The 13,667-nt window shown below is 72.0% G+C and carries 9 protein-coding genes; 8 read left to right on the forward strand and 1 reads right to left on the reverse strand.

Translation table 11 applies throughout. From position 1 onward, the window contains the following. Positions 1–33: 33 nt before the first annotated feature. Positions 34–2,652, forward strand: a complete 2,619-nt coding sequence (locus K7C98_RS11260) for a glycoside hydrolase family 15 protein (RefSeq protein ID WP_224191608.1) — start codon at positions 34–36, stop codon at positions 2,650–2,652. A gap of 34 nt (positions 2,653–2,686) precedes the next feature. Further along, positions 2,687–4,375, forward strand: coding sequence for an alpha-glucan family phosphorylase (gene glgP / locus K7C98_RS11265; RefSeq protein WP_224191609.1), 1,689 nt, complete (start codon positions 2,687–2,689; stop codon positions 4,373–4,375). 73 nt (positions 4,376–4,448) lie between these two features. On the opposite strand, the gene K7C98_RS11270 is transcribed toward glgP, so the two are convergent. Next, a complete protein-coding gene (locus K7C98_RS11270; protein ID WP_224191610.1) occupies positions 4,449–5,450 on the reverse strand; it encodes an NAD-dependent epimerase/dehydratase family protein in 1,002 nt (333 codons plus the stop codon). Between the two features lie 64 nt (positions 5,451–5,514). Between K7C98_RS11270 and K7C98_RS11275 the strand changes: the two genes are divergently transcribed. The 6 genes from K7C98_RS11275 to recJ all read left to right on the forward strand — a co-directional run bounded on the left by K7C98_RS11275 (position 5,515) and on the right by recJ (position 13,654). Continuing rightward, positions 5,515–6,402 carry a C-type lectin domain-containing protein gene (locus K7C98_RS11275; RefSeq protein ID WP_224191611.1) on the forward strand — a complete coding sequence of 296 codons (888 nt, stop codon included), beginning with the start codon at positions 5,515–5,517 and terminating at the stop codon, positions 6,400–6,402. 108 nt (positions 6,403–6,510) lie between these two features. After that, a complete protein-coding gene (gene tgt / locus K7C98_RS11280; RefSeq protein WP_224191612.1) occupies positions 6,511–7,770 on the forward strand; it encodes a tRNA guanosine(34) transglycosylase Tgt in 1,260 nt (419 codons plus the stop codon). A 99-nt stretch (positions 7,771–7,869) separates the two neighbouring features. Further along, entirely contained in the window at positions 7,870–8,241 is a 372-nt protein-coding gene (gene yajC / locus K7C98_RS11285; RefSeq protein ID WP_224191613.1) for a preprotein translocase subunit YajC, read from the forward strand. 30 nt (positions 8,242–8,271) lie between these two features. Continuing rightward, a complete protein-coding gene (gene secD / locus K7C98_RS11290; protein WP_224191614.1) occupies positions 8,272–10,413 on the forward strand; it encodes a protein translocase subunit SecD in 2,142 nt (713 codons plus the stop codon). A gap of 10 nt (positions 10,414–10,423) precedes the next feature. After that, positions 10,424–11,842 (forward strand): protein translocase subunit SecF, encoded by a 1,419-nt coding sequence (gene secF / locus K7C98_RS11295; protein WP_224191615.1) that lies wholly within the window; start codon positions 10,424–10,426, stop codon positions 11,840–11,842. Positions 11,843–11,950: 108 nt separating this feature from the next. After that, positions 11,951–13,654 (forward strand): single-stranded-DNA-specific exonuclease RecJ, encoded by a 1,704-nt coding sequence (recJ, locus tag K7C98_RS11300; RefSeq protein ID WP_224191616.1) that lies wholly within the window; start codon positions 11,951–11,953, stop codon positions 13,652–13,654. Positions 13,655–13,667 lie beyond the last annotated feature (13 nt).

Below are 13,667 nucleotides of genomic sequence, written 5' to 3' on the forward strand. Positions count from 1 at the left end.
GCGTCCGCGCCCGCGCGGTAGTGTGGACGGGTCATGTCGCGAAGAACATCCTCCGTCGCCCTAGTCGCCGCGCTGGTGTCGATGTCGCTCGCCGCGTCGGCCAGCGCCGCCGAGCCGCAGCGGACCCGCTACAAGCTGCCCAGCAGCAACGGCTGGGGGGCGCTGCTGGTCGATCTGTACGAGGGGCACGCGACCGAGCTGCGCGAGCACGTGTTCGCGGCCGAGGAGCCGCAGATCGACGCGCAGGGCCAGGACATCTGGGACGGCGAGCAATTCGCGACGGTCCACACCCGCAACGTGTTGTACGACGCGTACTTCGGGGTCCGCGCCGAGGGCGATCAGTTCTGGTTGACGTCGGCGCCGGTCGACCAGGACGCGAGCGGCTACGTCGCCTGGAACGACCTCGAGACGGCGGGCACCGGCATCGTCGCGATCGTGCAGCCGCTCGGGGCGCTCGAGGCGACGACCTTCGCGTTCGCGCCGCAGGGGCTCGAGGCGGCCGGGATGGTGCTGCTGCTGCGGCTCAAGAACACCGGGGCGCAGCCGCTGCAGGGGGTGCAGGCGTTCTCGCTGCACAACTTTCACCTCGGGTTCGGCCGCGCCGACCGGCCGTGGGACGTGCACGAGGACATCGCCGCCAACGGCGAGACGGTCGAGTTCGTCGGCGGCGCCGAGCCCCGCTTCCGCGAGCGCGGGTTCGCCGGGACGATCGTGACGCGCGCGCTGGCGCCGATCGTGCACCGCGGGGTCGGACCCGAGGTCGATCTGTTCGGCGTCGTCGCCCAGAGCCAGCTCGACTTGCCCGACAACGCGGCGCCGGCGAACGCGGTCGACGACGCGACGACGGCGTTCCAGTGGGACGTCGGCACGATCATGCCCGGGGCGGAGGCGTGGGTCGGGATCGCGGCGATCCACCGCGGCGACCCGTTCGCCGCGGCGGAGGCGGAGACGATGATCGACGCGTGGATCGACGGCGTCGGCCCGCAGGTGATGCTGGCCCGCGAGCGCAACGTGTGGGCCGACCTCCACGCGGCGACCAAGCTGCCCGACGGATTGTCGGCGCCGGAGGTGCCGATGCTGCGCCAGGCGGTCGCTATGTTGCACATGGGACAGGTCCTCGAGGACAGGTCGTTCGCCCGCGAGTGGTTGAGCCAGGACGGCGAGCCGCGGCGGACCCGCTTCCCGGGCCTCGACGACCAGCCGGCGACGCTGCCGGCGTGGATCAAGCACCGCGGCCACGGGGCGGTGCTGGCCAGCCTGCCGCCGGGCGAGTGGACGTACGCGTGGATCCGCGACGGCGCCTACGCGACCGCGGCGATGGCGGCGCTGGGGATGAAGGAGCACTCCCGCGCGGCGCTGAACTTCTACCTCGACGCCGAGGCCGGCCGGTTCCGGCAGTGGTCGGAGCTGCAGCCGTACGCGATGCCGCCGTACCAGATCAGCCTGGTGCGCTACCACGGCTTCGGGGTCGAGGAGACCGACTTCAACGCGTTCGGACCCAACCTCGAGTTCGACGGCTTCGGGCTGTTCCTGTGGGCGCTGCGGGCCCACGAGGTGCTGACCGGCGACACCTCGCTGGCCGACGCGCGCTGGGAGGAGATCGCGACCGAGGTCGCCGACGTGCTGGTCGCGCTGATCGACCCCGAGACCGGGATGATCCGCGCCGACTCGTCGATCTGGGAGACGCACTGGCTCGGGCGCCAGCGCCGGTTCACGTACACGAGCATCACGGCGGCGCGCGGGCTGTGCGACGCGGCGGCCATCGCCGAGCGTCGCGGCGACACTGCCCGTGCGGACATGTACCGAAAGACAGGCGAGTCGATCCGCGCGGCCATCGCCGCGCACGCGACCGACGGCGAGCGGGCGCTGGCCGGCAGCGTCGAGGAGCTGGCGACCGGCGAGGGCTACTTCGACGCGGCGGTGTGGGACGCGGTGGCGATGGGGCTGTTCGACCCGCACGGGCCGATCGCGCAGGCGACGTTCGCGGCGCTCGACGAGCACCTGCGCGTCGACGCCGGGCCGGGTTGGTCGCGCAACGACGACCGCTGGGACCACGCGAACATGGAGGACGCGACGCCGTGGGGCAGCGACTACGACAGCGCGGAGTGGGTGATCACGGACCTGCGCGGCTCGGTGGCGCTGCGCGCGGGCGGTCAGGAGGCCCGCGCCGACGCGCTGATCGAGTGGGTGCGGGCGCAGGCGGCCACGAACTACTTCATGACGGCGGAGACGTTCGACGAGCAGACCGGCACGTACAAGTTCAACGCGCCGATGCTCGGCTTCGGCGCCGGGGCCTACGCGCTGGCGCTGGCGCATCGCGCGGGGGCGCTGAGCGACCCGGCATGCGGGGCCTACTTCGTCGAGGACGAAGAGGGCACTACCGGCGCCGACACCGGCGACTCGACCGGCAGCACCGGCGCGCCCGACACGACGACCGCGGTGCCGACCACGGGCGCGACGACGGACGCGACGACCGAGGCGGCGACGACGACGGGGCTGACGAGCGGGGCGAGCGCGGGCACTGCAACTGCGGGCCTCACCGACGGCAGCAGCAGCGACGATGGCTGCGGGTGCACGTCGGGCAATTCGGGGGCGCCGGCGGCGCTGCTGCTGCTCGGGCTCGCTGTGCGGCGTCGGCGACGGCGCGCTTGACCCAGCGGCGCGCGGCGCTCCACCATCGGGCTGGATGACCTCCTCGCCCCAGCTCGTCGCTTACTTCTCGATGGAGATCGCCGTGTCGAGCGAGCTCCCGACCTACGCCGGCGGGCTCGGGGTGCTCGCCGGCGACCACTTGCGGGCGGCCGCGGACAGCGGCGTGGCGATGGTCGGCGTGACCCTGCTGTACCGCAAGGGCTACTTCCGCCAGGTCCTCGACGCGCAGGGTCACCAGCAGGAGCGCGACGTGCAGTGGCTGCCCGAGCACCACCTCGAGCGGGTGTCGGCGCAGGTGGTCGTGACGATCGAGGGGCGCGAGGTGAGGGTCGGGGCCTGGTGCACGTGGATCCACGGGGTCGGCGGCGGGCGCGTGCCGGTCTACATGCTCGACACCGACGTCGACGGCAACGGCGAGGAGGACCGCCGGATCACCGATCACCTCTACGGCGGCGAGGAGCGCTACCGCCTGCAGCAGGAGGCGGTGCTCGGGATCGGCGGGCGGCGCCTCCTGGCCGCGCTCGAGCTGGCGCCGACGCGCTACCACCTCAACGAGGGCCACTCGTCGCTGCTGGCGCTCGACATGCTCGCGGTGGAGATGTCCTCGAGGACAGACGGCCCGGAGGACATGGCGGCGGCGCTGGCGGCGGTGCGCTCGCGCTGCGTGTTCACCACGCACACGCCGATCCCGGCCGGCCACGACCGCTTCCCCGGGGCGCTGGCGACGGCGGTGCTCGGGCGCGAGCTGGTCGAGCTGTACGGCAAGCTGCCGACGCCGCACAGCGCCGAGATCAACATGAGCGCGCTGGGGATCGAGCTCAGCGGGTTCGTCAACGCGGTCTCGCACCGCCACGCCGAGGTCTCGTCGGGGATGTTCCCGGGGCACACGGTGCACGCCATCACCAACGGCGTGCACTCGTCCACCTGGACCGCGCCGGCGATGCGCGCCGTGTTCGACCGCTGGATCCCCGAGTGGCGGCGGCACGGCCACGCGCTGCGGCAGGCGCAGAAGATCCCGACCGCGGCGATCGTCGCGGCCCACCGCGAGGCCAAGCGCGCGCTCGTCGACGAGATCAACCGCCACGGCGACCACAACTTCGGCGAGGAGCGGTTCACCATCGGCTTCGCCCGCCGCGCCACCGCCTACAAGCGCATGCTGCTGATCCTGCGCGACGTCCGGCGCCTGCGCGAGATCGCCAGCCGCTGGGGCACGCTGCAGATCGTGTTCGCCGGCAAGGCCCACCCGCGCGACCTCGAGGGCAAGCGGATGATCGAGGCCGTGTTTCGCCAGCAGGAGACGGTGCTGCCGGCGGTGCGGATCGCGTTCGTGCCCGGCTACGACATGCGCCTCGGCGGGCTCATCACCGCCGGCGTCGACCTGTGGCTCAACACGCCGATGGCGCCGCTCGAGGCCTCGGGCACCAGCGGCATGAAGGCCGCGCACAACGGCGTGCCCAACCTCAGCGTGCGCGACGGCTGGTGGTGCGAGGGCTATGTCGAGGGCCAGACCGGCTGGGTGCTGGCGCCCGGGCACCCGAGCGACGACGCCGACGCGGCCCAGCTGTACCGCGTGCTCGACGAGGAGATCCTGCCGCTCTACCTCGGGGCGCCCGAGCGCTGGGCCGAGCGCATGCGGGCCAGCATCGCCCTCGCGGCCAGCTACTTCAACGCCCACCGCATGCTCGGCGAGTACGTCGACCGGGCCTACGCGCCTGGCTCGTGAGCGAAGGTACATGTCCTGGACGGCATGCTCCCTAGGGGCATGCTCCGAGGGACATGTCGCCCGGGACATGACCTTACAGATAGCCGTTGGCGGCGAACCACTCGGCGGCGCGGCGCAGGGTCTCGTCGAGCGGGCGCACGCTGAAGCCGAGCTCCTCGCGGGCCTTGCGGTTGTCGAAGTGCAGCGCCTGGCTGGCGTAGGCGACCGAGCCGGCGGTGATGAGCGGCTCGCGCCGGGTCACGCGGTCGGCCAGCCGCTCGAGCGCCCAGCCGGCCGCCCTGGCCACGGCGACGGGGGTGGCGAACATGGCGTGGCGCATGCCGAGGACGCGCCGCATCTCGGCGATCAGGTGGGAGATCGTCAGGTTGTGGCCGGTCAGCAGGTAGCACTCGCCGCGGCGGCCGCGCTGCTCGGCGAGCAGGTGGCCGCGGGCGACGTCCTCGACGTCGACGAGGTTGAGGCCGCCCTCGAAGCACACGCGGATCCGGCCGCTGAGCGCGTCGACGAGGGTCTTGCCGGTCGGCGTGGGGCCGACGTCGCCGGGCCCGAGCGGCATGCCGGGGCCGACGATCGTGACGTCGACCAGCGGCGCGAACGACAGCGCGACCTGCTGGCCGAGGTACTTCGAGCGCACGTAGTCGAAGCTGTTCGACCACAGGTTGAAGGGGGTGGCCTCGTCCGAGGGCACGCCGTCCTCGCGCACGCCGACGGCGGCGATCGAGCTGGTGTACACGACCTTGCGCACCCCGGCCTCGGCGGCCGCGGCGAGCACGTTGGCCGAGCCGGTCACGTTGACGTCGTAGATGACCTTCGGGTCAGGTACCCAGGTGCGGTAGATGGCGGCGAGGTGGTAGACGGCGTCGCAGCCGCGGACCAGCGTGCGCATGCGTTCGCGGTCCAGCACGTCGGCCTCGACGCGCTCGACCCGGGCGGGGTCGATGCCGGCGAGGTTGCGCGGGTCCTCGCCGGGCCGCAGCACCGCTCGCACCGAGCGGCCCTGCTCGACGAGGAGGCGCACGACGTGATGACCGATGAAACCGGCTGCGCCGGTCACGAGCACGGGACCTTCGGACATGCCCGCGATGAAACCGTAAACCACCCGTGACGTGAAGCCCCGCGCGGCGTGGTAGGGTGGAGACATGTGGTCCCCCCACCACGGCGCCCTCGCGCTGCTGCTCTGCGTCGCCGGCGGCTGCTTCGTCGATTACCCGCCGGAGCTGTCGGGGCCGGGCGGGTCCGCCGGCGGCGAGTCGACGGCGGCCGCGACCACCGAGGCGGAGTCGCACGCCAGCGACGACGGCTTCGAGGGCTGCCCGTCGACCGATCCGCCGGGGATCTGGTACCTCGACGCGGACGGCGACGACTGGGGCGTCGAGCCGGGGCAGGTGGCCTGCGACGAGCCGCCCGGGACCTCCCCGGCCCGCGGCGACTGCGACGACGACGACCCCGAGCGCTTCCCCGGCGCGCTCGAGGTGTGCGACGGCGAGGACGACGACTGCGACGAGATCATCGACGAGTTCTCGCCGGCCAACGACAGCTGCCTCGGCTGCTCGCTGAGCGAGCGCGACGGGGCCCCGCACTGGTTCTGCAAGGTCGACGCGATCGACTGGGTCGGCGCCCGCGCGGCCTGCGTGGCCCGCGGCTGGACCGTCGAGCTGCTCAGCATCCACGACGAGGCCAGCTACACGTGGGCGCGCAAGCAGGCCGAGGCGCTGTTCGACGTCGCCGATCCGATCGCCACGTTCTGGATCGGCCTGCGCCGCGCCGACCCGCACTGGACCGGCTGCGAGGCGGACGTCGAGCAGTGGCAGTGGAGCGACGGCAGCCCGGTCGACTTCGCGGCCTGGACGATGGGACAGCCCGACGCCGCGAACTGCGACCCGATGTGCTCGCCGCAGCACGCGCTCGACGACAGCTGCCCGCGCGAGAACTGCGGCCACATGCTCTACACGGAGGGCGGCTGGAACGACCGCGCCTGCTACGCCAAGGGCGTCGGCTACGCCTGTCGCGCGGCCGCACCGCCGTGAGCCCGTGCGCCGCGACGATCGGCCGCTCGCGCGAGCGGGGCAGGGCGGTCGTCGGCCGCGGCGGCGGGCGTTGCGGCGGGGATCCCGGTGTGGCATTCCTTGCCGACGATGACGACCCGGGCCGATCCGCGCCTCGACCTGTCCTGTGAGACATCCGGCCTGCAGCCCCGCCCGCCCGGCACCTTCGAGGTGCTGGCGCAGGAGCCGGGCTCGCCGGCGCGGGCCGGGCGCCTGTGGACGGCGCACGGCCCGATCGACACCCCGTGCTTCATGCCGGTCGGCACCTACGGCGCGGTCAAGGGCCTCGACGCCGACGACCTGCGCGAGGTCGGGGCGCAGATCATCCTCGGCAACTCGTACCACCTCGGCCACCGCCCGGGCTCGGCCCGCGTGGCCGCGCTCGGCGGCCTCCACCGCATGATGGCGTGGGACCGCCCGATCCTCACCGACAGCGGCGGCTTTCAGGTGTTCAGCCTGCGCGGGCTGCAGAAGATCGACGACGCCGGGGTCTCCTACCAGACGCACTTCGACGGCTCGCGCCACCGCATGACCCCCGAGAGCGTGCTCGCCACCCAGGCCGCGCTCGGCTCCGACATCTGCATGATCCTCGACCACTGCCCGCCGGCCGACGCGGCGCCCGCGCTGATCCGCGCGGCGGTCGACCGCAGCACCCGCTGGGCCGAGGAGGCGGCGCGCCGGCGCGGGGAGATCCTGCAGCCCGGGCAGCTGTGCTTCGGCATCGTCCAGGGCGGCACCGACGTGGCCCTGCGCCGCGAGCACCTCAAGGCCCTGGCCGACCTGCCGTTCGAGGGCCTCGCGCTCGGCGGCCTCAGCGTCGGCGAGCCGATCCCGGAGATGCACGCCACCATGGCCGCGATCGGCCCGGAGATGCCGGCGAACCGCCCGCGCTACGTGATGGGCATCGGCACGCCGCACGACCTGCTCGCCGCCGTGAGCTCCGGCATCGACATGTTCGACTGCGTGATGCCGACCCGGCACGCCCGCAACGGCCAGCTGTTCACGTTCTCGGGCCGACTGAACATCCGTCAGTCCCGCTTCCGCGACGACGACGCCCCGATCGACGCCGCCTGCCGCTGCCGCTGCTGCGCGCGCTACAGCCGGGCCTACCTGCGCCACCTCCACGAGCAGAACGAGCCGCTGTACGGCCGCCTGGCGACGATCCACAACCTGTACTTCTATCAACAATGGGTCGGAGCCCTCCGGCGCGCCTTGCGCTCAGGCCGCTTCGAGGCCCTTCGCGGCGAATTTTCATCCATTATTTCCAAGGTTTACGCCGACGCTGGCGCGGCCGACGGCAACGTCGACGAGGGCGCCGGCGCGGTCCACTCCGCGCCGGAACCGGCGTGACAGGCCCGGGGTTCTTTGGTACCCCCCTGCGACCGGTGACCGGCCTGCGTTTTTGCACGCGTCGGCCGCCCGCGGCGGCGTCAGAACGCAGGCGCCCCCGTGGATACTCCCGTCCGGACCATCGCCATGCTCGCCACGACCATCACCATCCTCGCCGAGGCCGCCCCCTCCAGCCCGTTGGGCGGCTTCATCGTCCCGATCCTGATGTTCGCGGCGATCTACTTCATCTTGATCCGCCCGATGGGCAAGCAAGAGAAGGAGCGCAAGAGCCGGCTCGACAAGCTGGCGACGGGGGACACCGTTCGACTCACCGGCGGCATCATCGGCCGGATCAGCAGCATCGACGGCCCGATCGCGATGGTCGAGGTGGCCGAGCGGGTCAAGCTCAAGGTCCTGCGCGCCGAGATCGCCGACCGCTTCGATCCCGAGGCGGCGACCGCGGCTCAGCCCGGCGCGGCGGCCACCAAGTGAGGAATTCAAGGCGGGAAGCAAGGCGGACCGATGCGTAAGTTCCTCAAGATCAAGGCCCTCCTGCTGCTCCTCATGGTCGCCACGGCGGTCATGATGGTCGTGCCCTCGATCGCCCAGATCGTCGGCCGCGACAAGGAGCTGCCGGGCTGGCTCACCAACACCTTCGACAATCGCTTCAAGCTCGGCCTCGACCTCCAGGGCGGCCTGCACCTCGAGTACTCGGTCGCCGTCGACGAGGCGCTCGAGAACAAGCTCGACCAGATCGCCGCCGAGCTCGAGGCCGGCTTCAAGGAGAAGAAGGGCGTCGCGGTCGACGTCGAGCGCCAGGGCATCGACCGCCTCGACATCAAGTTCGCCGACCCGAGCCAGGTCGCGACCGCCGAGGACGACGTGATGGGCGTCGCGCTCACCGACATGGAGCGCGTCGACACCCAGGACGAGTCCCAGGGCGTCATCCACCTCAAGATGTCCGACCAGCGGCTCGGCGAGCACCGCTCGCACGCGGTCGCGCAGGCGCTCGAGACCGTCCGTCGCCGCATCGACGCGATGGGCATCGCCGAGCCCAACATCTACCCGAAGAACCGCCAGATCGTGATCGAGCTGCCTGGTCTTTCGGACACCACCACCGAGATCAAGGCCGCCCGCCGCGACGCCGAGGACCGCCTGCGGCCGCTGCTGCAGCAGGCCGGCGCCAGCCAGGTCATCCTCGCCGACAGCGAGGAGGACCCGGGCGCCTTCCGCGTGACGCTGACCGACAAGGTCGCGCGCGACCTGCTGAACCAGGTGTTCGCCGGCAAGATGATCGAGCAGACGATCATCGACGAGCGGCTCGGCAGCGGCGTCGAGCTCGAGATCCTGCCCGACGATCCGGGCCGGCCGGCCGAGGCCGACACCGTCGTGGTCAAGCTGAGCGAGCGCTCGCGCGACAACATCCTCGAGGGCTCGAGCGACTTCCGCCGCCTGCTCAAGGTGGTCGAGCGCGCCGCGGTGCTCGAGATGCGCATGGTCGACGACGAGCTGCCGTTCGGGCCCAACAACGCCAACTACCTGCAGGCGCTGCTCGAGGGCGGCCAGGTCCGCCCGGGCATGGGCATCAGCGTCAACAAGATGCAGAACTACGGCAGCCCGAAGGGCCACAACGTCGAGAACGTGTGGGCCTTCTACGCCAAGGACCGCAAGACGCTCGAGGACTTCTTCAACCAGCTGCCGGCCCAGTGGCGCCTGCCGGCCTCGCACATGATCGCCTACGGCCCCGACGTGGTGATGCTGCGCGGCGAGCCGACCAAGGTGTGGCGCAGCTACATCGTCAAGTCGCGCGCCGAGGTCACCGGCGAGAGCATCCTGGCCGCCAACGTCAGCCCCGACCCGCAGACCGGCCTCCCGGGCGTCGACCTCAAGCTCGACCGCCTCGGCGCCGACCGCTTCGAGCAGATGTCGGGCGACAACATCGGCCGCCGCATGGCGATCATGCTCGACGACGCGGTCATGTCCGACCCGGTCTTCAACGACCGGATCCCCGGCGGCAACGTGCGCATCACCGTCGGCGAGACGCCGGGGCAGAGCGTGCGCGACACCGCCAACGACCTCGTCAAGGTGCTGAAGTCGGGCAGCCTCCCGGCCCGCCTGGTCAAGGAGTTCGAGATCCGCGTCGGCGCCGACCTCGGCAAGGACGCGGTCGAGAGCGGCTTCTGGGCCTTCGTCGTCGGCCTCGGCGCCGTCATCGTCTTCATGGCGGTCTACTACCGCGTGTCCGGCCTCATCGCCGTGTTCGGGCTGGTGTTCAACGTGCTGCTGATCCTGGCGGCGATGGCGTTCTTCCAGGCGACGCTGACCCTGCCGGGCATCGCCGGCATCGTGCTCACGCTCGGCATGGCGGTCGACGCCAACGTCATCGTCTACGAGCGCATCCGCGAGCTCGTGCGCGAGGGCTACACCGCCCGCGCCGCCATCGAGGCCGGCTACGACCGCGCCTTCACCACCATCCTCGACTCGCAGCTGACCACGGCGATCGCCGGCGTGGTGCTGTGGCAGTACGGCTCGGGCCCGATCCGCGGGTTCGCCATCACGCTGCTGATCGGCATCGCCACCTCGATCTTCACCGCCGTGTTCTGCACGCGCGTGTTCTTCGACTTCCAGGCCAACCGCCGCGGCTTCGACCGCGTGTCCATCTGAGGCACACACCATGGCGCAGAGGTTCTTCGAGCTCATTCCGCCTGGCACGCGGTTCCCCTTCGTCAAGACGGCGAAGTACTTCATCGGCCTGTCGTTCGTGCTGTTCATCGTCAGCATCGCGACGATGGCGTACAACTACACGACGCGCGGGTCGGCCCTGAACTTCGGCATCGACTTCGCCGGCGGCTCCTCGGTCCGCCTGCAGCTCGCGGCCGACAAGGACGTGCCGATCCAGGAGGTCCGCGACGCGCTCGACAAGGCCGGCTTCGAGGGCGCGTCGGCCGTCACCGTGCCCGACGCCGACAACCAGATCATGATCCACGTCAAGGACGTGGCCTCGATCGACATGGCGACCGCCAAGGCCTGCGAGGAGGCGGTCAAGGCCTACCCGAAGGCCAAGCTCAAGCGCCCGATGTCCTACCAGGACGGCGCGAGCAAGATGTTCTTCGTGTTCGAGTCGGCGCCGGTCTACAGCGAGCTCGAGGAGCTGCTCGCCAAGGCCGGCTGCGAGGGCAAGGTCGACAAGGGCACCGGCAAGCAGGACGAGTTCCCGGTCGAGCTCAGCCTGGTCGGCATCGGCGCCAAGGTCCAGGAGGAGATCAACCAGGCGTTCGGCGCCGGCACGGTGAAGTCGATCGTGTCGTCGGAGACGGTCGGCGCCAAGGTCGGCTCGCAGCTCAAGGCTGACGGTGTAAAGTCGCTGCTGTACGCGCTCGGCTTCATCTTCCTCTACGTCATGCTCCGCTTCGACCTGCGCTTCGCGCCGGGCGGCATCGTCGCCCTCGCGCACGACGCGTTCATCACGGTGGGGGCGTTCGCGCTGACGTGGAAGGAGTTCAACCTCCAGACCATCGCCGCGCTGCTGACGATCGTCGGCTACTCGATCAACGACACCATCGTCGTGTTCGACCGCATCCGCGAGCGCGTGGCGCTGAGCCGCGACGCGCCGATCGAAGAGACCACCGACGTCGCGCTCAACGAGACGCTGAGCCGCACGATCCTCACCTCCGGCACGACGCTGCTGGTGGTCCTGGCGACCTGGTCCCTCGGCTCCGGCACGATCAAGGACTTCGCGTTCGCGCTGATGATCGGCATCGTCGTCGGCACGTACTCGTCGCTGTTCATCGCCTGCCCGATCTTCTTGTGGGTCAACCGCCGCTTCTACGGCGGCGAGGGCCACCTGATGAGCGCCGAGGCCGCGGCGGCGCCGGTCGACGCGGGCACGGTGCTGGCGGCCGAGAACGCCGAGGTCGACGAGGCCACCGGCCGCGCGATCGGTGACCTGCGCGCCGAGGCGGCCGCCAAGGCGGAGGCGCAGGAGCGCGTGGACGAGATCGAGGGCGCGAAGGGGCAGGGCGTGGGTTCGGAGGACGGAGACGAACCGGCCAAGGCCAGCCGCCGCCGCCGCCGCCAGCGGCCGTCGAGCTGAGCCGCCCCGAGCTGGCCCAGCATGAGCTCGCGGCTCGCGCTCAAGAAACCCCGGCCGGCGCCGTCCGAGGCGCCCCGGCCGGACCCGCCGCCGCTTGTCCTTCGGGGCATGTCCCCAGAGGCAGGTGAACTCCGAGACCGGGCGGCCGCCCTCGGGGTCGGGACGCAGGCGGTGGCGCTGATGCTGCGCCGCGGGATCGACAGCCCGGAGGCGCAGGCCCGCCTGCTCCGCCCGCGGATGTCCGACCTGCGCGCGCCCCACGGGATGGCCGGCTTCGAGGCGGCGCTCGACCTCTTACAGACGGCGCAGCAGAAGCGGCTGCGGATCGGGGTGTTCGGCGACTACGACGTCGACGGGGTGACGACGACGGCGATCCTGACCACGTACCTCGAGGCGCTCGGGATCGACGTGGTCGCCCGCGCGGCCTCGCGCGAGGGCGGCTACGGGCTGCAGGTGGCCGACGCGCGGGCGCTGCGCGAGGCCGGGGCCCAGGTCGTGCTCACCGGCGACTGCGGGACGTCCGATCACGAGGCGCTCGCCTGGCTCCAAGGACAGGGCATCCCGACCGCGGTCATCGACCACCACCAGGTGCCCGAGCGCATGCCGCCGGCGAGCGCCCTGCTGAACCCGCACCAGCCCGGCTGCGCCTTCCCGTTCAAGGGCCTGTGCAGCGCCGGGGTGGCGTTCTACCTGTGCGCCTCGCTGCGCAGCGCGCTCGCCCGCAAGACCGGGGCGGCGCTGCCCGACCCGAAGGCGTGGCTCGACCTCGTCGCGCTCGGCACGATCTGCGACATGGTCCCGCTGGTCGACGAGAACCGGATCCTCGTGCGCTACGGGCTCGGCGTGATAGCGACGCGCCGGCGGCCGGGGCTGCGGGCGCTGCTCGAGTTCGCCGGCGTCGGCGAGGACGACCCGATCGACGAGAGCCACCTCGGCTTCCGCCTCGGCCCGCGCCTCAACGCGCCCGGCCGCCTCGGCCCGGCCGAGCCGTCGCTGCTACTGCTGCGGGCGCGCAGCTCGGTCGAGGCGCGGGCGATGGCCGAGCGCGTCGAGCACTTCAACATCCACCGCCGCGAGCACCAGGACGCGATCGTCCGCGAGGCGCTGGCGCTGCTGGCCGCCGATCCGCGCACGCCGCAGCGCTACGGGATCGTGGTCGCCGGCGAGTCGTGGCTGCACGGGATCGTCGGCATCGCCGCGGCCGGCGTGGTCGCGCAGTACCGCCGCCCGGCGCTGGTGCTGGCCGTCGACCGGGCGCGCGGCGAGGCCCGCGGCTCGGCGCGCACGGCCGGCGACATCGACGTGCACGCGGCCCTGCGCGCCTGCGCCCCGCACCTCCGGCGCTTCGGCGGCCACCGGGCGGCCGCGGGGGTGAGCCTCGATCCGGCCCAGATCCCGGCGCTGATCGAGGCCTTCGACGCCGCGGTGGCCGACCAGATCCGCGAGCGGCAGCTGGGCGAGCCGGCGGTCGAGCATGACGGCCCGCTGCCGCTCGAGGCCATCGACGAGCCGCTGCTCGTCGATCTGGAGCAGCTCGCGCCGTACGGGGTCGGGTTCGCGCCGCCGCGCTTCCTTTGCGAGGACGCGGTGGTCGAGCGGGTCCGCGTGCTCAAGGGCCGCCACCTGTCGATGGCCCTGCGGCAGGGCCGGATCGGCTTCGAGGCCATCGCCTTCGGCCAGGCCGCGGCCCACCCCGGCATCGCGCCGGGCGACCGGGTGGCGTTCCTGTTCGTCCCGCTGCGCTCCAGCTTCCGCGGCCGCGTGCGGCTCCAGCTGATGGTCGAGACGATGTGGCCGGCGCGTGGGTTTTGACGCCCCGTTGGCG

Origin of the sequence: Nannocystis pusilla (genome assembly GCF_020073745.1) — a bacterium.
Classification (GTDB): Bacteria; Myxococcota_A; Polyangia; order Nannocystales; family Nannocystaceae; genus Nannocystis; species Nannocystis radixulma.